The sequence below is a fragment of the Serratia sp. CY33525 genome (assembly GCF_052169115.1).
GTDB lineage: Bacteria > Pseudomonadota > Gammaproteobacteria > Enterobacterales > Enterobacteriaceae > Serratia > Serratia sarumanii.
Map to the genome: position 1 here is coordinate 733,140 of NZ_JBJNLK010000001.1, position 24,290 is coordinate 757,429.

Here is a 24,290-nt window from a genome sequence, read left to right on the forward strand (position 1 = left end):
TTCAGGCTTATGGCTTACACCACTTTTTCTCAGACCAAAAACGACCAGCTGCAAGAGCCGATGTTCTTCGGCCAGTCGGTAAACGTTGCGCGTTTCGACCAGCAAAAGCATGAAATCTTCGAAAAGCTGATCGAAAAACAGCTCTCCTTCTTCTGGCGCCCGGAAGAAGTTGACGTCTCCCGCGATCGCATCGATTACCAGGCGCTGCCGGAGCACGAGAAGCATATCTTCATCAGCAACCTGAAGTATCAGACGCTGCTGGATTCCATCCAGGGCCGCAGCCCGAACGTCGCTCTGCTGCCGCTGATCTCGATCCCTGAGCTGGAAACCTGGGTGGAAACCTGGTCGTTCTCCGAGACCATCCACTCCCGTTCCTACACTCACATTATCCGCAACATCGTCAACGATCCGGCGCTGGTGTTCGACGACATCGTCACCAACGAAGAGATCAAGAAGCGCGCGAAAGACATCTCCGGCTACTACGACGATCTGATCGAGATGACCAGCTACTATCACCTGCTGGGTGAGGGCACCCACCAGGTGAACGGTAAAACCGTCACCGTCAATCTGCGCGCGCTCAAGAAACAGCTGTACCTGTGCCTGATGAGCGTGAACGCGCTGGAAGCGATCCGCTTCTACGTCAGCTTCGCCTGCTCCTTCGCGTTCGCCGAGCGCGAACTGATGGAAGGCAACGCCAAAATCATCAAGCTGATCGCCCGCGACGAAGCGCTGCACCTGACCGGCACCCAGCACATGCTGAACCTGATGCGTTCCGGCGCCGACGATCCGGAAATGGCGGAGATCGCCGAGGAATGCCAACAGCAGTGCTACGATCTGTTCGTGCTGGCTGCCCAGCAGGAAAAAGAGTGGGCGGAATACCTGTTCCGCGACGGCTCGATGATTGGCCTGAACAAAGACATCCTGTGCCAGTATGTGGAGTACATCACCAATATCCGCATGCAGGCGGTCGGCCTCGGTCTGCCGTTCGAAACCCGCTCCAACCCGATCCCATGGATCAACGCCTGGCTGGTGTCCGACAACGTGCAGGTGGCGCCGCAGGAAGTGGAAGTGAGCTCCTACCTGGTTGGCCAGATCGACTCGGAGATCAACGCCGACGACCTGAGCGACTTCGAACTGTAAGCGATGGCGACGCCAATCGTAACGCTGCGCGCCGCCGGCACGCAGCTCTCCTGCCCCAACAGTGAAAACTGCCTGCTCGACGTGCTGGAGTTGCACGACGTGCAGGTAGAGTACCAATGCCGCTCCGGCTATTGCGGCGCCTGCCGCCTGAAGCTGGTGAAAGGCGAAGTGGCCTACCGCCAACAGCCGCTGGCGTTTATCAACGCCGGCGAGATCCTGCCCTGTTGCTGCATGCCGCTGACGGATATCGAGCTGGAAATGTAAAGTCGGGTGCCGGAAACCGCGCCTGGAGACCAGAAGGCGGGGTTGCCCCCGCCCTATGATTACCGCTTCACCTCACACGCCAACCTGATCAGGATAGTGATATTTTCCTGGTAGATTTTCAGCTCGCACAGCGAGTCTCTTATCATCCAGATAAATAACAAAACCGTAATACATACAACGGTTAGCGAATGAAACACATGCCTTAAGCGCATGCTTGCCTCCTTGCTGTGAAGGGGCTACCATACCGGTGTCTAGGCGGTATGTGCAGCCCCATTCTGATTGAGAGTCAGTCTGGGGCTTTCATCTATCCGCCTTGTCACACAATGCCCAAGACGAACAGTCTCAAGCACCCGCCAAAAGAGTAACAGCATTCCCTCGCCGCGAATATCCCCTATAAGATCATGATTAATCAGGGATATATAACTATCCTCAAAGTATTTCGCTTAACGCCCCTTTCCTGCCGACGCGGAAAAATAACGCGCCGGGGGATCGCCAAAGGCTTTGCGAAACATGGAGATAAAATTACTCGGCGAGGCATATCCCAGCGTTTCCGCGATCTGCAGCACGGTTTCGCCGCGCAGGCACTCAGGAACTACGGTACAGAACTGCAAACGCGGGGCGCGGCGGCGATACACCTTTCACGTCTGGCGTCCGAACGGCTGCAGCAAAGCCGTGACGCCGGCAACTCGGCGCCATGACCGTCACTCGATAATTTCCACCACCTCCAGCCAGGCGTTTTTACCGCACGCCTGGCCCCCATTCAGCCAGCGGCGCAGCATATCCAGCGCCAGCATCGCCACCGACTCCTGCCGCAGCCGCAGGCCGTGGCGCGACGCACGATAACGAACGGTCTGGCCAATGCCGCCGCGCGGCGTATGCAGCGCAATGCTCACCTGATCGTCGCACATGGCGCTGACCGCCAACGCCAACGGCGCGCCGGTCAATTCCGCCAGCGAGCGGGCGCGCGCCAGCGTGGTTTCCAGCGTTTCGATGCAGTGCGCCGGCAGCAGTTCTCCCCCTGCCAGCGGCGCCCCTTCGCTCTGCAACTGCAGATTGATCAACCCGGCGCTGAACTGCTCGCTCAACGCCAGCTTCAGCCCTTGCTGATTCAGGCGCTGTGTCAGCGTCGCCGGCAACCCGATAGTGCCTTCAAAGATGCAGTTGTCCCCCGCCACCTCGCGCACGCGCCGCCAGGCCAGTTCCATTTCCGCACGCCGGCTTTCCGGCCCGGTCAGTTTCAGCTCGATGATCGGGCTGGAGGAACGGTAACCCAGCACCACATCCGGCGGCAGCGGCATACCGTCCAGCTCGGCGGCCAGATCGCTCTCGGAGGTGCCGAAGGTGGTCAGGCGCAGGCAGAGCGGCGGCGTCGGCAAGGTGAAGCGCTGGCGCAGACGCGGCACGATCTGCTGTTCGACCATCACTTTGAATTCCGACGGCACGCCGGGGGTGAAGAACATCTGACATCGGTTCAGCTGCAGCGCGAACCCGCAGGCGGTGCCCACCGGGTTATCCAGCATTTCCGCGTTGGCCGGGATCTGCGCCTGCTTGCGGTTGGAAGGAGCCATCGGCCGCCCGCGCTCGGCGAAATAGGCTTCCATGCGCGCCAGCCAGTCGGCCCGTTCAACCAATTCGACGCCACAGGCTTTGGCGGCGGCCAGCGCGCTGAGATCGTCGCTGGTCGGCCCCAGGCCGCCGTTGACGATCAGCACATCGGCGATATGGCTTCGTTCCTGCAGGATCTCGATCAACGCAGAGAGGCTGTCCCCGACCGTTTCCCGCCCGCTCATCGGCACTCCCTGCCGGAACAGGTAGTCCGCCAGCCAGGCGGCGTTGGTATCAATAATTTGCCCGTGCAGCACCTCATCGCCGGTGCTGAGCATCTCCACCCTTAACATTGATCTCTCCCACATTTTTTGGTCATTCCACTATAGAAGCCCGTAAATAACTTTTCACTAGCCGCCTGCGGATAATTTCAGCCATGGGTCCGTTCCTCATGTGCCATGCAGCTCGCCGCAATGTAAACATTACTGTACATCATGCGTAACGTCGGTTTGACACAAATTAGGGCTTCCACTATCCTGCCATCCTCATAAATCGTTACCTATAATTTTCAAAATCTTTCGGCTGGTAGAGAAAAAACGTGAAGAATCGCACTCTTGGCAGTGTTTTTATCGTGGCGGGCACCACCATTGGCGCCGGGATGCTGGCGATGCCGCTGGCGGCGGCCGGCGTCGGCTTCGGCGTCACGCTGGCCTTACTGGTCGGGCTGTGGCTGTTGATGTGTTACACCGCGCTGCTGCTGGTAGAGGTTTACCAGCATGAGCAGGCGGATACCGGTCTGGGCACCCTCGCCAAACGTTATCTCGGCGGCGGCGGCCAGTGGCTGACCAGCTTTAGCATGATGTTCCTGATGTACGCCCTCACCGCCGCCTACATCAGCGGCGCCGGCGAACTGCTCGCCACCAGCATCAGCCAGTGGACGTCGCAGGACTTCCCGGTGTCGCTCGGCGTTCTGCTGTTCACCCTGGTGGCCGGCGGCGTGGTATGCATCGGCACCCACTCGGTCGATTTGTTCAACCGCATCCTGTTCAGCGCCAAAGTGGTATTTCTGGTGGTGATGCTAGGCCTGATGTTGCCGAATATCCACCAAACCAACCTGATGACGCTGCCGCTGGAGCAAGGCCTGGCGCTGTCGGCTATTCCGGTGATCTTCACCTCTTTCGGCTTCCACGGCAGCGTGCCGAGCATCGTCAACTATATGGGCGGCAACATTCGCAAACTGCGCTGGGTGTTTATCATCGGCAGCGCTATCCCGCTGATGGCCTACATCTTCTGGCAGTTGGCAACGCTGGGCAGCATCAGCTCCGACACCTTCGTCGGCATTCTGGCGCAGCAGGCCGGGCTGAACGGTCTGTTGCAGGCGGTGCGCGACGCGGTGGCTTCGCCGCACGTTGAACTGGCGGTGCACCTGTTCGCCGATCTGGCGCTGGCGACCTCGTTCCTCGGCGTCGCGCTCGGGCTGTTCGATTTCCTGGCCGACCTGTTCAAGCGGCAAGACAACGTGCGTGGCCGCCTGCAAACAGGCGCCATCACCTTCTTGCCGCCGCTGGCCTTTGCGCTGTTCTACCCGCGCGGCTTCGTGCTGGCGCTAGGATTCGCCGCCATTGCCTTGTCGGTGTTGGCGCTGCTGTTGCCTTCACTGCTGGTGTGGAAAACGCGCAAAAAACATCAGGCGCAGTATCGCGTCTGGGGCGGTACGCCGGCGCTGGCGTTGGTGTTTGTCTGCGGGGTGACGGTGATCGCCATTCAACTGGGCATCGCCAGCGGCATGCTGCCGGCGGTAGGGTAAGCGGAACAGAAAGAACAAAGGGGCCTGAAGGCCCCTTTTTCACAGCGTCAGAAGCTCAGACCCACGCCGACGTAAGGGCCATCGGCCAGCGTGTTGTCGCGACGCCCGTCTTTGCCTTCCATCTGCATGTAACGGTAGCCCACGTCCACGCTCAGCGGACGGAACTTCCAGCGCAGGCCGCCGCTGGCTTCGTTATAGGCTTTCACGCCGCTGGTGAAGGATTCAGGCGCAAAGTACCCTTCGCCGTGCAGGCTGAAGTAACGGTTGATCTCCCACTCCAGGCCGCCGCCCAGCGCCACCGCCCCGCCGCTCTTCCCGTCTTTCGGGCTGAGGTACAGCGCTTTGGCACCCACGGTCGCCGTCAACGGCCCCAGCGGCACGCCGAAGTTCAGCCCCACGCTGCCGACGTTACCGTCGTGGTCGCTGCGCGCCCAGTTGCCGGTCAGGCCCAGACCAGAAGAGCCGGTGCTCATGCCAACGCCCAGGTTGGTGTAGTGCTGCCCGGCTTCGCCCGACACGCTGATGGCGTTCGCCGCGCCGGTCACCAACAGCAATCCTGCCGCGCACGCGACCCAAGTCTTTTTCATCATCTTTCCCTCTGGTTTGTCATCCGTACCGAATGATCGAATCAACGCATAATAATAACGTCACGAGTCTATACCAAAGCGCAATGAGTATTTAAGGGATAAAAGCGAAAAAATTCTTCAATAATCAAATAAATGTAAATATTTGCAAACAAGATTCTATATTCGTCAAGGCAATGCCAACGATAACCGAGACCTATTTGCCGTCGCTCGGCAATAGGGCTACAACTAGTAGTGGCTTTGACCAAGGTCAGGGGAAGAAGCCCCGCCAAAGGACTATGCTGATGAACGCTTAAACCGCCCGAGTCTTTACTTAACTGCACTACGATAAGGAGCAAGTGATGAGCAAGAAAGGACTGACCACCGCAGCCGGCGCCCCGGTTGTCGATAACAATAACGTGATCACCGCAGGCAAACGCGGCCCGATGCTGTTGCAGGACGTGTGGTTCCTGGAAAAATTGGCCCACTTCGACCGTGAAGTCATCCCCGAGCGCCGCATGCACGCCAAGGGATCCGGCGCTTACGGCACCTTTACCGTCACCCACGACATCACCCGCTACACCCGCGCCAAGATCTTCTCCGAGGTCGGCAAACAGACCGACATGTTCATCCGCTTCTCCACCGTCGCCGGTGAACGCGGCGCCGCCGACGCCGAACGCGACATTCGCGGCTTCGCCATGAAGTTCTATACCGAAGAAGGCAACTGGGATTTGGTGGGTAACGATACGCCAGTGTTCTACCTGCGCGATCCGCTGAAATTCCCCGATCTCAACCACGTGGTGAAACGCGATCCGCATACCAACCTGCGCAACCCCGTCTACAAGTGGGACTTTTTCTCCCACCTGCCGGAATCGCTACACCAGCTGACCATCGACTTCAGCGATCGCGGCATTCCGAAGTCCTATCGCCACATGCACGGCTTCGGCAGCCACACCTTCAGCTTTATCAATGCCGCCAACGAGCGTTTCTGGGTGAAATTCCACTTCCGCTGCCAGCAAGGCATTGAAAACCTGATGGATGAAGAAGCGGAAGCGATCATCGCCAAGGATCGCGAAAGCTCACAGCGCGATCTGTTCGACGCGATCAAACGCGGCGACTTCCCGCGCTGGAAGCTGCAAATTCAGATCATGCCGGAACACGAAGCCTCGCAGACGCCATACAACCCGTTCGATCTGACCAAGGTGTGGCCGCACGGCGACTATCCGCTGATCGACGTCGGCTATTTCGAGCTGAACCGCAACCCCGACAACTACTTCTCCGAGGTTGAGCAGGTGGCGATGAACCCCGCCAACGTGGTGCCGGGCATCAGTTTCTCGCCGGATAAAATGCTGCAGGGCCGTCTGTTCTCCTATGGCGATGCGCACCGCTATCGCCTGGGCGTCAACCACCACCAGATCCCGGTGAACGGCGCCAAATGCCCGTTCCACAACTACCATCGCGACGGCGCGATGCGCGTGGACGGCAACAGCGGCAACGGCGCCACCTACGAACCAAACAGCTTCGGCCTGTTCCAGGAGCAGCCGGACTTCAGCGAGCCGCCGCTGAGCATTGAGGGCGCGGCCGACCACTGGAATCATCGTGAAGACGACGATTACTACAGCCAGCCGCGCGCGCTGTTCAACCTGCTGAGCGCCGAAGAGCACCAGCGCATGTTCACCCGCATCGCCGGCGAACTGTCGCAGGTGCCGGAGCAAATCCAGCGCCGTCAGGTCGAGCTGTTCACCAAGGTGCATCCGGACTACGGCGCCGGCGTCGCCAAGGCGCTGGGGCTGCAATAACCCCCTGCCGTCATCCACTCAGCCGCCCTTTCGGGCGGCTTTTTTATGCCTGAGAGAGGCGCTGCGCCACCCATTGCTGCAACTGGCGGCGCGAAATCTTGATGCCGCCGTTTTTCAGTTCCTCAGGCAGCGGGAGCAGCGCCGCCGGGCGTTGGAAATTAGCCAGCTTGTCCTGCGACCAGGCGAGCAACGCCGCCAGCGACAGCGACGGATCGCCGTCGATTACCGCCACCGGCCGCTGGCCGAACTCGGCGTCCGCCACCGGCACCACAAACGCCTGCGAGATCTGCGGGTGCGCCGCCAACACGCGTTCGATATCCTCCGGCTGCACCCCTTCGCCGCCGCTGAAAAACAGGTTGTCCAGCCGGCCGAGAATGCGCAGTTCCCCCTCGGCCATCGCGCCGCGATCGCGGGTCGCGAACCAGCCCTGTGCATCCGCCAGCGGCTGCAGCTGGCCATGACGCCAGTAGCCGAGCGCCAGGCTGTCGGCGCGGATCCAGACCTCTTCGTCCACCAGTTTTACCTCGCGGCCGCTGAGCGGCAGGCCGACGCCCGGCCGCGCATCGGCGCGCTTGGCGCACACCGTGGAAGCCAGTTCGGTCAGCCCATAGCCGCACCAGCAGCGGATCCCCGCCGCTTCCGCCCGTTCGGTCAGCGCCACCGGGATCATGGCGCCACCGAGCAGCACCTCTTTCAGCGTCATGCCCGTCAGCGGTTGCGCCAGCAGCCGCCAGAGCTGTGTCGGCACCAGCGAGGCGTGCGTGCATCCCGCCAACGCCTCGGCCAGCGGATGCATCTCGCGCACCGCCAGCCGCGCCCCCGCCGCCAGCCAGCGCCAGACGATGCCCTGGCCGGAGACGTGAAACAGCGGCAATGACAGCAGCCAGCAATCCTCGCGCTGAAAATCCATCAGCCGCAACACCCCGGCGGCGCTGGCCAGATGATTGGCGTAGCTGTGCGCCGCCGCTTTCGGCAGGCCGCTGGAGCCCGAGGTCAGCGTCAGCGTCGCCAGACGTTGCGCATCCCACCTCGGCAGGTTCGGCCAGCGCGGCTCGGTCGAGGGCGGCGTCAATCGAATCACCTCTTCCGGCAGCGCCGGCAACGGATCCGGGCCGAAGGCAAAGGTGATGTCCAATTCGGGTAACAGCTGTGCCAGCAGCGGCGTCGGCAAGGCAGGATTGAGCGGCAACAGGCGCGCGCCGCATTGCAGCAGCGCCAGATAGGCCAACAGCAGCGGGTAGCTGTTTTTACCGCACAGTGCCACGCCACAGCCCGGCTCCACGCCCTGGTGCTGAAAATCCGCCGCCAGCTCATCCACCTGGCCTTGCAACGCCAGCCAACTCAGCGGCCGCTCGCCAAGCAGCAGCGCCGTCGCCTGCGGCTGAAGGCGCGCCCATTGTCGCCACGGCCAATCGCTTAACGGCGCCATAGGCACTCCAGCGCCGAGGCATCCAGCAGCGGCAATGCGCTACCCGGCCAAGGCCGCAGCACCTGCGCCTGCATCAACCCCAGGGTATCCAGCCCCGGCACGGTGTCCGGCGTCAGCCAGCGGGCGATGCGCGCCAGCTGGGTTAACCCCAGGCTGGACTCGATGCTGGAGCTGATCACCGCCGTCAGCCCCGCCGCGTGCGCCTGCGCCACCAGCGCCTGGCAGCGCGCCAGGCTGCCGACCAGCGTCGGCTTGATCACGATAGCCGCCACGCCCGGCTCGGCCTGCACCACAAAGTCCGCCTCGCGCACGCTCTCATCCCAGGCGATGGCGATGCCGGTCGCCCGGGCGAAATCGCGCGATTCATCACGAGTCTTGCAGGGCTCTTCCAAAAAGGCGATGCGATCGCGCCACGCCGGGTTGACGTATTTGGCGAAGCCGTCGGCTTTGGCGCGGGTCCAGCTGCGGTTGGCGTCCAGCCGCAGCCGCAGATCCGGCAGCGCCTCCAGCAGCACGTTGACGATCATGCCGTCGCGCACCGCCTCATACAGCCCCACCTTCACCTTGGCGACTTTCTCGCCCGGCAAGGCGCTCAATGTCTCGAACAGCTCATCCGGATCGCCGGTACACAGCGGCGCCTTGCGGAAATCCGCCTGCGTCGGCAAGCGCTGCTCCAGCTCGGCCTGCGCGCAGCTGAGCCCAAAGGCCACCGAAGGCAGCGCGCTGTCATCCGGTTCGTTGCCCGCCAACCAGGCCTGCAGCCAGTCCAACGCGGCCTGTTCGGCCTGCGCCAGCGTTTCCCGGCTGAATTCCGGCAGCGGCGCGATCTCGCCCCAGCCTTCACGCTCACCCTGACGCAGCTGCACCACCCATCCGTCACGCGTTTTCAACCGCTGATTGCGCAGCACCACGCCCGCCTCCATCGGCAGGCTGTAACGGTAAAGCGCCGCGCTGCGGTTTACCCCGTTCATTACGGGTTACGCTTGAATTTGCTGAAGTCCGGCTGACGCTTCTCGTTGAACGCGTTGCGCCCTTCCTGCCCTTCGTCGGTCATGTAGAACAGCATGGTGGCGTTGCCCGCCAGCTCCTGCAAACCGGCCTGGCCGTCGCAGTCGGCGTTCAGCGCCGCCTTCAGGCAGCGCAGCGCCATCGGGCTGTTCTGCAGCATTTCGCGGCACCAGCGCACCGTCTCTTTTTCCAGATCGGCCAGCGGCACCACGGTATTGACCAGCCCCATGTCCAGCGCGGCGGCGGCATCGTACTGGCGGCACAGGAACCAGATTTCGCGCGCCTTCTTCTGGCCGACGATGCGTGCCATGTAAGACGCGCCCCAACCGCCGTCGAACGAGCCCACTTTCGGGCCGGTCTGGCCGAAGATGGCGTTATCCGCCGCGATGGTCAGATCGCACATCATGTGCAGCACGTGGCCGCCGCCGATCGAATAACCGGCCACCATCGCCACCACCGGTTTCGGGCAGGTGCGGATCTGGCGCTGGAAGTCCAGCACGTTGAGGTGATGCACGCCGCTGTCGTCGCGATAGCCGCCGTAATCGCCGCGCACTTTCTGATCGCCGCCGGAGCAGAAGGCCTTATCGCCGGCGCCGGTCAGAATAATGACGCCGATGCCGTCGTCGTAACGGGCGTTGGCCAGCGCGTCGATCATCTCTTTAACCGTTTGCGGGCGAAACGCGTTGCGCACCTGCGGCCGGTTAATGGTGATTTTGGCGATGCCGTCGGCGGACTTGTGATACAGAATGTCTTCGAAATCGCCGGTGCAATCCTGCCAGGCGATAGCGGCATACAGCTGTTCTTCATTCGGATAAAGCATGTTCGGTTCCTTTAACCAAGGTTAACGAGAAAGGTCTGCAGCTCGGCGACGAAATCCTGCGGATTGGCCAGGTGCGCGTTGTGGCCGGCCTGCGGCACGATGCGCAACGGCAACCCGGCGTCGCGCGCCAGCCGTTGAAATTTGGGGTCGTTCTCACCGCACAGCACCCGCAGCGGCACGGTCAGTTGACGTAGCTGCGGCGCCAGATAGGGCTGCCGCCCGAGCGACGTGGCTTCGAGCATGTCGGCGATCGCCGGGCCGCTGTTGACCGAGCGCGCGGCGATCAGCGCCTGGCGGTGCACATGGCTAAGCTCTTTGAACACCGGCTGCTGATACCAGTCCGCCAGGACTTCGGCAATCGGCTCACTGCGAAAACGCGCCGCCCACAGCGCATCCTGCTCGCAACGATCGCGGCGCTGTTGTTCGTCCTCAAGCCCCGGATTGCCGCCCTCGACGATCACGCCTTGCAGGCCGTCATGGCGACCGTGGCAAGCGTGATACATGGCGATGCGCCCGCCGAGCGAGTAGCCCACCAGCCAATAACGTTCAATATTGCGCAGTTGCAGGGTCGCGGCGATTTGCGCGCTGATGTCGTCAAAGCCGCGGCAGCTCACCGCCACGGAATCGCCGTGGCCGGGCAGATCGATGGCCAGCGACGGCCATTCCGGGCAACGCGCGGCGATCACCCGCCATTCATTGTTGTTGCCCAGCAGGCCGTGCAGCCATACCAGCCACGGACGCCCCGCTTCGCCCTGTTGCAAAATTCGCGTCGCCAGCATCATTGCACCGCCATCTGTTGCACCAGGTATTGCAGGCTTTCGGCCCCTGCGCTCGGCGACACCTGCAGTTCTATCAGCGTGGCGCCGCCGCGCCGCCAGCCTTGCTCAACCGCCTGTTGCAGCTGGCTCCAGTTTTCCGGCCGCGCGTACTCCAGCTGGAACATCGCCGCCGCGTGGCTGAACTCGACGTTCTGCGGCATGCAGTAAAAGCGTTGGCGCTCCTCGTCCGGCGTCGGCAGCAGCGAGAAAATTTGGCCGCCGTTGTTGTTGACGACGATCAGCACCGTCGGCGCCGAACAGTGGCGTAAAAGCGCCAGCGCATTGAGGTCATACAACGCGGAAAGGTCGCCCACCACCGCCAACGTCGGCCGGGCGGTGGCGCGCTGTACGCCGGCGGCGGTGGAGATCAGGCCGTCGATGCCGCTGGCGCCGCGGTTACTGAATACCGGGTAAGCGACAGGCAGCGTGGTTAACGCGTCGATCAGTCGCACCACCAGGCTGTTGCCGAGAAACAGCTGGCCGTTCTCCGGCAGCAGCTCCGGCAGGCGGTGCGCCAGCTGCGCTTCGCCAAAGTTATCGTGCAGATGCGTGGATGCCGCCGTCAGCGCTTTATCCGCCAGCACGGCCAGCCCGGCGGCCCAAGGCTGGCGCGGCTGCGCCGGGTGCTGCGCCAACCACTGCGCCACGCCGGCGCGCAGGCGCCGCCCCCGGTGCTGGGCCGGATCGAGCCGCCCCGGCAGCTCGTCGATGATCCAATACTCTTCAGGCCGGCACTGCGCCTGCCACTGCAGCAGGCGTTTGCCGGTCAGGCTGCCGCCGAACTGCACCACCAGCTGCGCATCTTGCAGTACGCGCTGCGCCTGCGGATGAGCGAGCCACAAATCGGCGCAGGGCAGCGGTTGCCCGGTCTGCGACAGCACGTCGCCGATCAGCGGCCAGCCCAGCGTTGCGGCCCATTCGGCCACCTGCGCGCCCTCTTGCGCGCTCATGCGCCCGGCCAGCACCACGCCGCGCTTTTGCCGCCAGAAGAACCAGTCCGGCTGCGGCACCGGCGCCGTACGCGTCTCGCTTTCCTGCAGCCACGGGCGATCGCTCTGCCACCAGTCGCCCAGCGCGGCGGACCAGTCGGCATAGTGACGTTCGTCGCCGCCGTACAGCGGCTCGGCGAACGGGCAGTTGATGTGCAAAGCGCCGTGCTGCAGGCGCGCCATCGCGCTGTCGACGCTGGAGGCCAGCCACGCGGCCGGAATATCCGGCGTAGGACGCGGCAGATCGATCGCCAGCGTCGGGTGGCTGCTGTAGAGGCCGTTTTGACGGATCGCCTGATTGGCGCCGCAGTCGATCAACTCCGGCGGCCGATCGGCGGTGAGAAACACCAGCCGCTCACCGGTCAGGCCGGCTTCAATCAACGCGGGATAAAGGTTGGCCGCCGCGGTGCCGGACGTGACGATCACCGCCACCGGCTCACGCGCCGCCTTCGCCAGCCCAAGCGCCAGATGGCCGAGCCCGCGCTCATCAAAATGGGTATGACAGATAAACGATCGGTTAGCCGCGGCGGCCAGCGTCAGCGGCGTGGAGCGCGATCCCGGAGCGATACAAACATGCCGCACCCCATGGCGGGCCAGCGCCTCGAGCAGCACAGCCGCCCACCGGCGATTAAAAACACTTGTCGACATAGTTCGCTCACAAGTCAGTTAGCAGAGATCGTCTCCGGCGCAGCCGACGGACGCCGCGCCTGTAGTTACGCTCTGTATTATATGAGGTGTTATTTTCACGGCTTTTGCGCCAGCGCAAGAACGCCGTATATCCCTGGGCGTTTACACCAGATAATTATTTGATTTAGAACAAAAAATAAACAATAAAAACACAAATACTTTACACTTGCGGCGGCGCCGGCTCAATCCGTCCATACAAAAATCAGGGAAATACCCAGTGAGTTTATCCTGACGTATCTTCCCGCCACAGCAAGTCAACCTCCATGACATACCGTTGCTGATCGGGCATAGGTCAGAACGCCCCGCCTCGACAAATGTTTATTAAAATTAAACAATACGATTAAAAAACAGACACATCTCATTCTGAACAGCTATACTGGAAAGGTCTGTTCCTTCCTGCAACAAATCCACGCCATATGTTCCCGGCGCCAGATACAGGATGTTCACGCACTCCCAGCGGGTTTACCGGCTGCCCTTTTGGTCAGAAGTGAGGAGCTTTTGTGTGAAAGAAAAACTTATCAATTGGTTAAGAAGTCAACGCAAAAACAGCAAAATAAAGCCGCTCGCCGCCAGAAGCGCTAAAGGCGAACCGGAACCGCTCGGCGGCACCATCAAGGCCGAGCTGTTTTCCGTCGATCAGATGGAACGCTACGGCCAGCGTCTGGCACGCTCTCACAAACTGGCGACGCGTAAGACCCCCTACTATTTGCTGAAGCGGCTGGATCACAACGAACGGGTGCTGGCTGAGAGCTGCCGCCAGCTCAGCAACGGCAAAAAAAGCAGCATGACGCCCGCCGGGGAGTGGTTGCTCGATAATTACTATTTGATCGAAGAGCAAATCCGCGTGGTGCGACATCACTTGCCTAAGACCTTTGGCCGCGGCTTGCCGCAGCTGACTGCACCGCACAACTGCCCGCGCATTTACGACATCGCCGCCGAAGCCATCACCCACGGCGACGGGCGCTGGGACGCAGAGAGCCTGACGCGCTATATCGCCGCCTATCAAAAGGAAACCAATCTGACGCTGGGTGAACTGTGGGCGCTGCCGGGCATGCTGCGTCTGGCGCTGATAGACAACCTGCGCCGCGTCAGCGTCGAGGTAGCGCAGGCTCAGCGTGAACGCAACCTGGCCGATGACTGGGTCAATAAAATGCTCGAATCGGCGGAAAACGATCCGGCCAATTTGATCATCGTTATCGCCGACATGGCGCGATCCAATCCGCCGCGCACCAGCGCCTTCGTCGCCGAGCTGGTGCGCCGTCTGCAGGGCCACGGCACCATGCTGGCGCTGCCGCTCACCTGGGTGGAACAGCGTCTGGCGGAGGTCAGCATGACCTCCGATGAACTGATCCACCGCTTCAACCAACAGTTGGCGGTCAGCCAACTGTCGGTCAGCAACAGCATCGCCGGCCTGCGCCAGCTGAGCGAAATGGATTGGGCGGAATTTGTGGAAACCATGAGCCTGGTAGATCAAACGCTGCGTCAGGATCCGGCTGGGGTGTACCCGATGATGCACTTCGACACCCGCGATCACTATCGCCACGTGATCGAAATGCTGGCCCGCCACAGCCCGCACGACGAGGTACAGGTTGCGCGACACGTGCTCAACATGGCGCGAGTGGCGGCGGAAGATCCCGTCGGCGATGCGCGCAACCATCACATCGGCTACTACCTGATCGACGACGGCAGACCGGCGCTGGAACAGCAGTTGGCGGTACGCCTCAGCCGCATTACCCGGGTGCGCCACGCGCTGAACCAGGCGCCGCTGCTGTCCTGGCTCGGCAGCCTCAGCCTGCTCACCACCGCCAGCTGTGCGGAACTGTTGCGCCACGCGGCGGGCAGCGGCATCAGCTGGTGGGGATTGGCGCTGCTGTTTTTTCCGTTGGCGATCGTCGTCAGCCAATTCGTGCTTAACCTGCTCAGCGAAGTTACGACCCGCAGTCGGGAACCCCGACCTTTGCCGAGGCTCGATTTCTCCTGCGGCATTCCGGCCGAGTTCCGCACATTGGTGGTGATCCCCACCCTGCTCGACGAGAAAACCGGCATCGACCGGCTGCTCAACGCGCTGGAGGTCTGTTATCTGGGTAATGCGATGAAGCACCTGCATTTCGCGCTGCTCACCGACTTTAACGACGCCCCGCATCAGCGGCAGGCTGACGACGCCGCGTTGCTGGCTTACGTCAGTGAAAAAATCGGCGCGCTGAATGCACGCTATCCCTGTGAAGGGCCGGGCCACTTTTTCCTGTTCCACCGCGATCGGCAGTGGAATGACAAACAGGGCGTGTGGATGGGGCTGGAGCGCAAACGCGGCAAGCTGAATGCGCTTAACGACTGGCTACGCAACCGCGACAACGCCTTCTCCAGCCTGGTTGGCGCCGGCCTTGAGGCTCTGAAAAACGTCAAATACGTCATCACCCTCGACAGCGATACCGTATTGCCGCGCGACACCGCTCACCAGCTGATCGCCGCCATGGCGCATCCGCTCAACCAGCCGCAGTATGACGAAAACAGACAGCGCGTGGTGGAAGGCTACACCATTTTGCAGCCGCGCATGGCCGAAGAGATCCCGCGTTTTGGTCAGGGACGTTACGCCGCCTTATGCAGCAGCACGCCGGGCAACGATCCCTATACGCGCATGGCGTCGGACATTTATCAGGATCTGTTTGGCGAAGGCTCATTCATCGGCAAAGGCATTTACGACGTGGACGTGTTTGCGCGCAGCCTGCAAGGCACCTGCCCGGAGAATTTAGTGCTGAGCCACGATCTGCTGGAAGGTTGCTATGCCCGCTCGGGGCTGTTGAGCGATGTGCTGTTGTATGAGCAATATCCCAGCAACTATCTGGTCGACGTGGCGCGCCGTTCGCGCTGGATCCGCGGCGACTGGCAGTTGCTTAACTGGCTGCTGCCGCGGGTGAAAAAAGCGGACGGCTCACGCTGCGCCAACCCGCTGAGCGCGCTGTCGCAGTGGAAGCTGTTCGACAACCTGCGCCGCAGCCTGGTGGCCCCCAGCCTGTTGCTGCTTTTATTCTGCTGCCTGACAGGGTTGCCCAACACCGGTTACTGGCTGGCGGTGGTCTTTATGCTTCTGCTGCTGCCTTCCGCACTGGCGCTGCTGCAGGACATCGCGCGCAAACCGCCACGCCGCCCGTTTCTCCAGCATGTGCGGCTGGCGCTGAAGGGCACGCTGCACCGGTTGGCACAAATCGGCCTGCGCCTCGCGGCACTCCCGCACGAAGCGCTGTACAGCCTGAAAGCGATCGCCGTTACCCTATGGCGCCTGCTGTTCAGCCAACGCAATCTGCAAGAGTGGACCAGCTACGCCCAGAGCAAAACGCGCCTGCGGGTGACGCCGACCAATTTCTATCGCGCCATGTGGGTCAATCCGCTGGCCGGGGCGGGGTTGCTGCTGCTCACCGCGTGGCATAACCCGATGGCGCTCGTCGTCGCCTTGCCGCTTTCCGCGCTGTGGGTATTCGCGCCGTTCTTGCTCTACTACCTGAGCCGCGAGCCGCAGCGCAGCAAAACGGCGATCGATGAGGAGCAACGGCGTTTCCTGCGCCATACCAGCCGCCAGACCTGGGACTTTTTCAACACCTTCGTCAATGCTCAGGAGAACTGGCTGCCGCCGGACAACTATCAGGAAATACCGGAACCGGTGATAGCGCACCGCACCTCGCCGACCAATATCGGTTTGTCGCTATTGGCCAACCTCACCGCCTGCGATTTCGGCTACCTGACGCTGTGCGAGGCGCTGCGCCGCATTGAACTGACGCTCGATACGCTGGATCGCATGGAGCACTATCGCGGCCATCTGTACAACTGGTACGACACGCGCACCTTAGAGCCGTTAAACCCGCGCTATATTTCCAGCGTCGACAGCGGCAACCTGGCCGGGCATCTGCTGACGCTCTGCGCCGGGCTGCCGGCGCTGGCCCAACAGCCGGTCATCGATCCGCAGCGGATAGTGGCCGGTCTGGGAGACAGCCTGGAACTGCTGGAACAGCAGTGGGGAAACGCAGCGCCGAAAAACCTGGCCAAACTGCGCCAACATTGGCAACAGGCGCAAAACAGCCCGTACGCCGCGCTGCTGCTTGAATTGGACGCCATGCGCAACTACAGCAACGGGTTGCAGGAGCCGGCGTTAAACCACGGCGAAGAAACTAAACGCTGGGCCGGCGCGCTCCATCAGCAGCTTAATGAACTCTGTGCGGAATGGGCGCAATGGTATGGCTGGCTGAGCGATGCGCCGCCGGATCTGGCGCAGCCGCCCAGCCTGCGCTGGTTGGCCGACGCCCCGGCGAACCTGGGGCTTTCGGCCGAGCAACAAAGCCGGCTCGATGCCGCCGCCGCGCTGGCGCAACAGCGCCTGGCGCAACTCGGCAACCTGCGGCAGCGGCTGGAAAAAATGGCGCAGATGGACTTCCACTTCCTGTATGACGAATCGACCCACCTGCTGAGCGTCGGCTTCAACTGCGACCATAACCGCATGGACAGCAGCAAATACGATCTGCTGGCGTCGGAAATCCGTCTGACCAACTACGTGGCCATCGCGACCAATCAGGTGCCGCAGCGCAGCTGGTTCGCCCTTGGCCGGCTGTTCACCGTCATCGACAAGGAGCCTGCGCTGATGTCGTGGAGCGGGTCGATGTTCGAATACCTGATGCCGCAGTTGGTCATGCCCGCCTATCCCGATTCGCTGCTGGTGCAGATGTGCCGCGCGGCGGTGGCGCGCCAAATCGCCTGGGGTAAGGAGCGCGGCGTCCCCTGGGGCGTTTCCGAATCCGGCTATTTCGGCTTCGACGCGCAGCAAAATTATCAATATCACGCCTTTGGGGTGCCCGGTTTGGGGCTGCGGCGCGGCCTGGCCGACGATATGGTGATCGCCCCTTACGCGACGCTGATGGCACTGATCGTTGAGCCCGTCGCCGCTTGCAATAACCTGCTGACGCTGGAACACAACGGCGCCAAAGGGCGATACGGTTTTTACGAAGCGCTCGATTACACCACCGCACGCCTGAGCCGCGGGCAACTGTACACGATCGTCCGCTCCTACATGGCACACCACCAGGGCATGGGGTTCCTGGCGCTGTCGCACCTGCTGCTGGATGCGCCGATGGTGGCGCGTTTCGCCCGCTATCCCGCCTTCCAGTCAGCGCGCCTGCTGCTGCAGGAACGCGTGCCGGACGCAGTCGAGCTCTATAGCCCGCGTCGTCATTTCGAAACCCACGAAGGCACCATCCAGCCGGCCAGCTTCAGCGCGCGTGAATTCACCCGCGTCGATACGCCGATACCCGAAGTGCAACTGTTGTCCAACGCCAACTATCATCTGATGCTGTCGCAGGCCGGCGGCAGTTACAGCCGGTGGCAAAACCTGGCGCTGACCCGTTGGCGCGAGGACGCCACCCGTGATAACTGGGGCGCTTTCTGCTACCTGCGCGATCCGCAAACCGGCGAAGTGTGGAGCAATACCTGGCAACCGATCGGCGGCGGCGGCGCCAAAGACTATCGCGCGGTGTTCAACGACGCCGGCGCCGAATTCCAGCGCCATCTGGGCACGCTTTCGGTCAAAACGCAGGTGGTGGTTTCGCCGGAAGATGATATCGAACTGCGCCGCCTGACGCTCATCAACCGCGGTAAACAGCCGCGCATCCTTGAGATCACCAGCTATGCCGAAGTGGTGCTGGCACCGGCCGGGAACGATCTGGCGCACCCGGCCTTTAGCAATCTGTTCGTGCAAACAGAGCTACTGCCAGACCAGGAAGCGATCCTGTGTCATCGCAGACCGCGCGAGCCCAAAGAGACGTGCCCGTGGCTGCTGCACATGATGACGGTACAGGGAAACAGCGCGCAAACCTCGTTCGAAACCGATCGCGGCATATTTATCGGCCGCGGCCGCACGCCGGCCAATCCGCAGGCGTTGTACCACAATGCGCCGCTGACCAACAGCGCCGGGCCGGTTATCGATCCGATCATCGCCATCCGCCAGCGCGTGGTGCTGGAACCCAACGTTCCGCTGACGCTGGATGTGTTTTACGGCGTTTGCGAGGATCGCGCCTCCTGTCTGGCGATGCTGGAAAAGTATCGCGATCGCCACTTGGCGGATCGCGTCTTCGAACTGGCCTGGTCACACAGCCAGGTGGTGTTGCGCCAACTGAACGCCAATGAGGAAGACGCCAATCTGTTCAACCGTCTGGTCGGCGCCGTGGTGTTCCCGGCGCAGGAAATGCGCGCCGGCGGCGGTGAAATCATCAGCAACCGCCGCGGCCAGTCCGGGTTATGGGGGCATTCGATCTCAGGCGATCTGCCGATCGTGCTGCTGACGGTCAGCGACGCGGAGAATATCGCGTTGGTGCAGCAGCTGATCCAGGCACACAACTATTGGCGCCTTAAGGGGCTGCAGGTGGATCTGGTGATCCTCAACGAAGACGTCGGCGGCTACCGCCAGGATCTGCAAAATCAGATCATGGGCTTGATCGCCGCCGGCATGGAATCCACCCTGACCGACAAGCCTGGGGGCATTTTCGTGCGGACCAGCGAACATATGTCGCCGGAAGACCATCGTCTGCTGCTCAGCGTGGCGCGCATCTATCTCGACGACCGACGCGGCGGTTTGGCGGAGCAGCTCAACCAACGCCTGCAGCTGCCGCAAACCCTGCAACAGCCGCTGTCTCCGCTCACCGCGTCGTCGAAGCTGGCGACGGTAGACAACCTGCCGCGCAACCTGCATTCGCCGCAGTTGCCCGCCATCGAAGACCTGCAATTCTTTAACGGGCTGGGCGGATTCTCCAGCGACGGACGCGAATATGTCATTGCGATGAACGAGAACAAGATCACTCCGGCACCCTGGTCAAACGTTATCGCCAACCCGCTGTTTGGCACGGTTATCTCAGAAAGCGGTCAGGCCTATAGCTGGTACGAAAACGCTCACGAGTACCGGCTGACGCCGTGGGATAACGATCCCATCAGCGATCGCGGTGGCGAAGCGTTTTATCTGCGCGACGAGGAAAGCGGCCACGTCTGGTCCCCCACGCCGCTGCCGGCCCGCGGTCGCGGCCACTATTTGACGCGCCACGGCTTTGGCTACAGCGTGTTCGAGCACCGCGAAGGCGGCATCGACAGCCAGCTGACGATGCTGGTGGCGCAGGACGCGCCGGTGAAGCTGTTTTTGCTGACGCTGACCAACGGTTCAGGCCGCACGCGCAAACTCTCCGCCACCGGCTACATGGAATTCATCCTCGGCGATTTGCGCAGTAAAACCGCCATGCACGTCGTGACACAGGCCGCGACGACGACGGGCGGCTGCGGCATTCTGGCCACCAACCATTACGGCGGCAACGGTTCCGAGCGCACCGCCTTTTTCGGCGTTACCGGCGCCCACTGTTCCATCAGCGGCGATCGGCGTGAATTCCTCGGCCGCAACGGCACGCTGGCCAATCCGGCGGTGCTGAAACTGCGCCGGCTTTCCGGCAGGGTCGGCGCCGGGCTGGATCCGTGCGGCGCGGTACAGTCGGCGCTCAGCCTGATCGACGGCGATCAGCGCAGCCTGGTGTTCGTCCTGGGACTGGGACAAAACGCCGACGAGGCCGACATGCTGCTGCAGCGCTACCTGGATGAAGATCGCCTGCAAGACGAACGGCAACAGGTCGCCGCCTATTGGGACGGCATCCTGAATAAGGTGCAGATCGGCACGCCGCATCCGGCGGTCGATCTGCTGGCTAACGGCTGGCTGCTGTACCAAACTCTCTCCTGCCGCATTCAGGCACGCAGCGGCTACTACCAATCCGGCGGCGCCTTTGGCTTCCGCGATCAGCTGCAGGACACGCTGGCACTGACCCACGCCGCGCCGCAACGGCTGCGCGAACAGATCCTGCTGTGCGCCTCACGCCAGTTTATCGAGGGCGATGTGCAGCACTGGTGGCATCCGCCGCAGGGCAACGGCGTGCGCACCCGCTGTTCCGACGACTATCTGTGGCTGCCGCTGGCGATGTGTCATTATTTGGACGCCACCGGCGACGAGAGCATTTTGACCGAACAGGTGGGCTATCTGGAGGCGCGCCAGCTGGCGCCCGGCGAAGAGTCCGCCTATGAACAGCCGGCGCAGAGCGCAGTGCGGGAAAGCCTGTACCAGCACGGCGCGCGCGCGCTGAAACACGGCCTGACCTTCGGCGAGCACGGGTTGCCGCTGATGGGGGCCGGCGACTGGAACGACGGCATGAACAGGGTCGGGCTGGAAGGCCGCGGCGAAAGCGTCTGGCTCGGCTTCTTCCTGTTTTCCATCCTGCAGCGCTACGGCGATCTGGCGGAACGCCACCACGATGACGACCTGGCCGCACAGTGCCGCCGCCAGGCCGCCGCCCTGAGGGACAACCTGCACAACCATGCCTGGGATGGCGAATGGTACCGCCGCGGCTATTTCGACAACGGCGAACCGCTCGGCTCACACCTGGCCGCGGAGTGCCGCATCGACGCCATTGCGCAAAGCTGGTCGGTGCTGTCCGGCGCCGGCGATCCGCAGCGCAGTCGGCAGGCGATGCAGTCATTGGATACACATCTGGTCGACCCGCAGGCCAGGCTGATCAGACTGTTGACGCCGCCGTTCGACGGCAACGGCCCCGATCCCGGCTATATCCGCGGCTATCTGCCCGGCGTGCGGGAAAACGGCGGCCAATACACCCACGGCGCGGTATGGGCGGTGATGGCCTTCGCCGAAATGGGTGACATCGAACGCGCCTGGCAGCTGATGGCGCTGATCAACCCCATCAACCACAGCCTGGACAGCGCCGCCGCCGAACGTTACAAAGTCGAACCTTACGTGGCGACCGCTGATGTCTACGCAGTTGAGCCGCATATCGGCCGGGGTGGCTGGAGTTGGTATACCGGCTCGGCAGGCTGGATGTATCGCTTGATTCTCGAGTCGCTGCTGGGCCTGAAACGCCGCGGCGATCGGCTGACGATCGATACGCGTCTGCCGGCCGACTGGCCGCAATTCACGATCAACTACCGCGAAGGCGCCAGCGAATATCAGCTGGTCGTGCGCCAGGGAGAAGGCGAAACGCAGATCATCGTTGACGGCATCCCTCAGTCGGAGCCGACGATCGCGCTGCGGGACGACGGCAGGATCCATCAGGTGGAAGTGATTTTGGGGAAAGAAGATACGTAGCTGTCGGGCGGCGGCGCAGGCCGCCGCCCGACGTCGTTATTTTCTGGCCAGCAGCAGCCCCAGCACCAGCCCGACGGTGGCGCCGATGCCTACGCTGTGCCAGGGTTTATCCCGCACGTAGTCGTCGGTGCGGTGTACCGCTTCTTTGGCGCGCGCATAGTAGGATTCGCCGGTGTTCGCCCAGCGCGCCTTAACCTCACTCAGCGCCTGCTCGGCGTGCGACTTGATGTCGATGTAGGCCTGATCCGCGCGATCGCCGGTATATTGCAGCACTTCTTCCAGCGTCTCGGTCAGCATTCTCAGATCGTCATCCAGCGTAGTTTGCTCAGCATCCGTATGTCTTGCCATAGTGAGATCTCCGTGGTTGAAAAATTAAGCGTTCCTACACTATAGACAAGGATCGCCGCCTGCGGCCATCGGACTTTTACCCTAAAACACCAATTGCACCTTGGCGGCCTGGCGCTTATCGCCGGCAAACTCCAGCGCCTGCGCCAGTTGCCCGCTGGCGAACTCCGCCGACAGCAACGGCAGCGGATCGACCACGTCGTCGGCCAGCCACGCCACCGCCAGCGCAAACTCCGCCACGAAGCGGAAGGATCCGAGCAGGTTCAACTCCTTGGCGATCAACAACATCAGCGGAAAATCGGGGAAGCTGGCGCCCATGCCCACCTGCACCACGGTGCCTTTGGCGCGGGTGATCTCCAGGCAGCGCTGCAGCGACTGCGGATGCCCCGCCACTTCGAAGGCGACGTCGAAATATCCTTTGTCCTGCTGATAACCGCTAACATCGTCGTCCGCGGCATGCAGGCACCGATCGGCCCCCATTTGCCTGGCGATCGCCAGGCAGCGCGGGCTGAGATCGGCACAGACAATTTCGGCGGCGCCCAGCGCTTTCAGCGCCGCCACCAGCAGGCAGCCGATCGGGCCGACGCCGGACACAAAGATCTTTTTCCCCGTCACGTCGCCGGGCTGCTTCGCCGCGTGGATCGCCACCGCCAGCGGTTCAGCGAACACCATCACCCTGTCGTCGCGATCGGCGCCGTAAGGGATACACTGCGCGCTATCCACCACTTTGTATTGGGTAAAGGCCCCGTCGACGTGCGGAAAATACATCGCGCTGCCGAAAAAGCGCATCTCGACGCATTGATTGCTTTGCTGCGCCAGACAGTATTTGCACTGCCCACAGGGTTTGCTGGGATTGAGCGCCACCTTCTGCCCGACCGGCAGCTGCGGCGAATCGCTGGCGACCACTTCGCCGATCACCTCATGGCCCAGCACCATCGGCTGGCGCACCTGAAAATTGCCGACCCTGCCTTCCTGAAAGTAATGCAGATCCGAGCCGCAGATGCCGCCGCGGCTGATTTTCACCAGCGTTCCCTGCCCCCGGTAATCCACTTCTTGCGCAATCACCGCCACGTCGCGTTTGCCATTGACCACGCAGGACTGGGTTTGAATTTTCATCTCAACACTCCACGAAAAAAGGTTACACCGCCGCCGACATGCCGCCATCGACAAACAGCAGTTGCCCGTTGACGAAGGCGGAGGCGTCGGCGGCCAGGAACACCGCCGCGCCGATCAACTCCTGCGGATCGCCCCAGCGTGCGGCGGGCGTGCGTTGGGTCAGCCAGGCGGTGAAGGCCGGATCGTCGGCCAGCGCCTGCGTCATCTCGGTTTTGAAGTAGCCGGGGGCGATGCCGTTGACCTGAATGTTGTAGCGCGCCAGCTCCACGCACATGCCGCGCGTCAGCATTTTCACCGCGCCCTTGGAGGCCGCATAAGGGGTGATGGTGTCCCGCCCCAGCTCGCTTTGCATCGAGCCGATGTTGACTATCTTGCCGCGCCGGCGCGGCACCATATAACGCGCCACGGTTTGCGACACGATGAAAACCGCCTTCTGGTTGACGGCGATGATGTCGTCCCAGTCTTGCTCCGGAAACTCGGTGAACGGGTGGCGGCGCTGGATGCCGGCGTTGTTGATCAAGACGTCTATCGCGCCGATATCCGCTTCGATACGATCGATGGCAGCATGCACCGCCTGGGAATCGGTAACGTCGAACGCCGCCGCATCGGCGCGCAAGCCCTCTTCGCGCAGGCGATCGGCGGCGTGTCGGGCATGTTCGTCGGTGGTGGCGTTGACCAGAATATGCGCGCCTTGCTGCGCCAGGCCGCGCGCCAGCAGAAAACCGATGCCGCGCGAGGCGCCGGTGATCAAGACAATTTTGTTATCCAGTGAAAACAGGTTGTTCATGGTGATTCCCGGC

Annotated in this window: 17 protein-coding genes; 5 read left to right on the forward strand and 12 right to left on the reverse strand. The window is 62.3% G+C overall.

All coding sequences use genetic code 11. The features are described 5' to 3' along the window. Positions 1 to 9 precede the first annotated feature (9 nt). A complete protein-coding gene (gene nrdB / locus ACJ8IM_RS03485; protein ID WP_019453694.1) occupies positions 10 to 1,140 on the forward strand; it encodes a class Ia ribonucleoside-diphosphate reductase subunit beta in 1,131 nt (376 codons plus the stop codon). 3 nt (positions 1,141 to 1,143) lie between these two features. Beyond that, positions 1,144 to 1,404: a class I ribonucleotide reductase maintenance protein YfaE gene (gene yfaE / locus ACJ8IM_RS03490; RefSeq protein ID WP_033653779.1), complete on the forward strand. Its 261-nt coding sequence runs from the start codon at positions 1,144 to 1,146 to the stop codon at positions 1,402 to 1,404. A 59-nt stretch (positions 1,405 to 1,463) separates the two neighbouring features. Here the strand turns inward: yfaE and ACJ8IM_RS03495 are convergent, their stop codons facing one another. From ACJ8IM_RS03495 to ACJ8IM_RS03505, 3 genes are all read right to left on the reverse strand, one after another. Further along, a complete protein-coding gene (locus ACJ8IM_RS03495; RefSeq protein ID WP_004935921.1) occupies positions 1,464 to 1,616 on the reverse strand; it encodes a Hok/Gef family protein in 153 nt (50 codons plus the stop codon). Positions 1,617 to 1,847: 231 nt separating this feature from the next. Continuing rightward, positions 1,848 to 2,039: a helix-turn-helix domain-containing protein gene (locus ACJ8IM_RS03500; RefSeq protein WP_033653778.1), complete on the reverse strand. Its 192-nt coding sequence runs from the start codon at positions 2,037 to 2,039 to the stop codon at positions 1,848 to 1,850. A 66-nt stretch (positions 2,040 to 2,105) separates the two neighbouring features. Beyond that, entirely contained in the window at positions 2,106 to 3,302 is a 1,197-nt protein-coding gene (locus ACJ8IM_RS03505) for a nicotinamide mononucleotide deamidase-related protein YfaY (protein WP_033653777.1), read from the reverse strand. Between the two features lie 245 nt (positions 3,303 to 3,547). Here ACJ8IM_RS03505 and tyrP point away from each other — a divergent pair, with 245 nt between their 5' ends. Beyond that, entirely contained in the window at positions 3,548 to 4,756 is a 1,209-nt protein-coding gene (gene tyrP / locus ACJ8IM_RS03510; protein WP_033653776.1) for a tyrosine transporter TyrP, read from the forward strand. Positions 4,757 to 4,803: 47 nt separating this feature from the next. On the opposite strand, the gene ACJ8IM_RS03515 is transcribed toward tyrP, so the two are convergent. Next, positions 4,804 to 5,343 carry a YfaZ family outer membrane protein gene (locus ACJ8IM_RS03515; protein ID WP_004935943.1) on the reverse strand — a complete coding sequence of 180 codons (540 nt, stop codon included), beginning with the start codon at positions 5,341 to 5,343 and terminating at the stop codon, positions 4,804 to 4,806. Between the two features lie 338 nt (positions 5,344 to 5,681). On the opposite strand from ACJ8IM_RS03515, the gene katA reads away from it, so the two are divergent. After that, a complete protein-coding gene (gene katA, locus ACJ8IM_RS03520) occupies positions 5,682 to 7,118 on the forward strand; it encodes a catalase KatA (RefSeq protein ID WP_033653775.1) in 1,437 nt (478 codons plus the stop codon). Positions 7,119 to 7,161: 43 nt separating this feature from the next. Here katA and menE read toward each other — a convergent pair whose 3' ends face one another. The 5 genes from menE to menD are packed head-to-tail and all read right to left on the reverse strand — an operon-like array spanning position 7,162 to position 12,830. Then, a complete protein-coding gene (menE, locus tag ACJ8IM_RS03525; protein WP_033653774.1) occupies positions 7,162 to 8,547 on the reverse strand; it encodes an o-succinylbenzoate--CoA ligase in 1,386 nt (461 codons plus the stop codon). Continuing rightward, entirely contained in the window at positions 8,535 to 9,518 is a 984-nt protein-coding gene (gene menC, locus ACJ8IM_RS03530; protein ID WP_033653773.1) for an o-succinylbenzoate synthase, read from the reverse strand. The genes menE and menC overlap by 13 nt, the downstream gene beginning before the upstream one ends. Further along, positions 9,518 to 10,375 (reverse strand): 1,4-dihydroxy-2-naphthoyl-CoA synthase, encoded by an 858-nt coding sequence (gene menB, locus ACJ8IM_RS03535; protein WP_033635308.1) that lies wholly within the window; start codon positions 10,373 to 10,375, stop codon positions 9,518 to 9,520. The genes menC and menB overlap by 1 nt, the downstream gene beginning before the upstream one ends. A gap of 11 nt (positions 10,376 to 10,386) precedes the next feature. Then, positions 10,387 to 11,157, reverse strand: a complete 771-nt coding sequence (gene menH / locus ACJ8IM_RS03540; protein ID WP_033653772.1) for a 2-succinyl-6-hydroxy-2,4-cyclohexadiene-1-carboxylate synthase — start codon at positions 11,155 to 11,157, stop codon at positions 10,387 to 10,389. Then, the gene (gene menD, locus ACJ8IM_RS03545; RefSeq protein WP_033653771.1) at positions 11,154 to 12,830 is read right to left on the reverse strand and encodes a 2-succinyl-5-enolpyruvyl-6-hydroxy-3-cyclohexene-1-carboxylic-acid synthase; all 1,677 of its coding nucleotides are present in this window, start codon (positions 12,828 to 12,830) and stop codon (positions 11,154 to 11,156) included. The genes menH and menD overlap by 4 nt, the downstream gene beginning before the upstream one ends. A 541-nt stretch (positions 12,831 to 13,371) precedes the next feature. Here menD and ACJ8IM_RS03550 point away from each other — a divergent pair. Next, entirely contained in the window at positions 13,372 to 22,029 is an 8,658-nt protein-coding gene (locus tag ACJ8IM_RS03550; RefSeq protein ID WP_033653770.1) for a glycoside hydrolase family 94 protein, read from the forward strand. A gap of 36 nt (positions 22,030 to 22,065) precedes the next feature. On the opposite strand, the gene elaB is transcribed toward ACJ8IM_RS03550, so the two are convergent. The 3 genes from elaB to idnO form a co-directional block, all read right to left on the reverse strand. After that, positions 22,066 to 22,377, reverse strand: a complete 312-nt coding sequence (gene elaB / locus ACJ8IM_RS03555) for a stress response protein ElaB (protein ID WP_025303653.1) — start codon at positions 22,375 to 22,377, stop codon at positions 22,066 to 22,068. Between the two features lie 81 nt (positions 22,378 to 22,458). Further along, positions 22,459 to 23,490 carry an L-idonate 5-dehydrogenase gene (gene idnD / locus ACJ8IM_RS03560; protein ID WP_033653769.1) on the reverse strand — a complete coding sequence of 344 codons (1,032 nt, stop codon included), beginning with the start codon at positions 23,488 to 23,490 and terminating at the stop codon, positions 22,459 to 22,461. Positions 23,491 to 23,512: 22 nt separating this feature from the next. After that, a complete protein-coding gene (gene idnO, locus ACJ8IM_RS03565; RefSeq protein ID WP_033648038.1) occupies positions 23,513 to 24,277 on the reverse strand; it encodes a gluconate 5-dehydrogenase in 765 nt (254 codons plus the stop codon). Between the last annotated feature and the right edge of the window lie 13 nt (positions 24,278 to 24,290).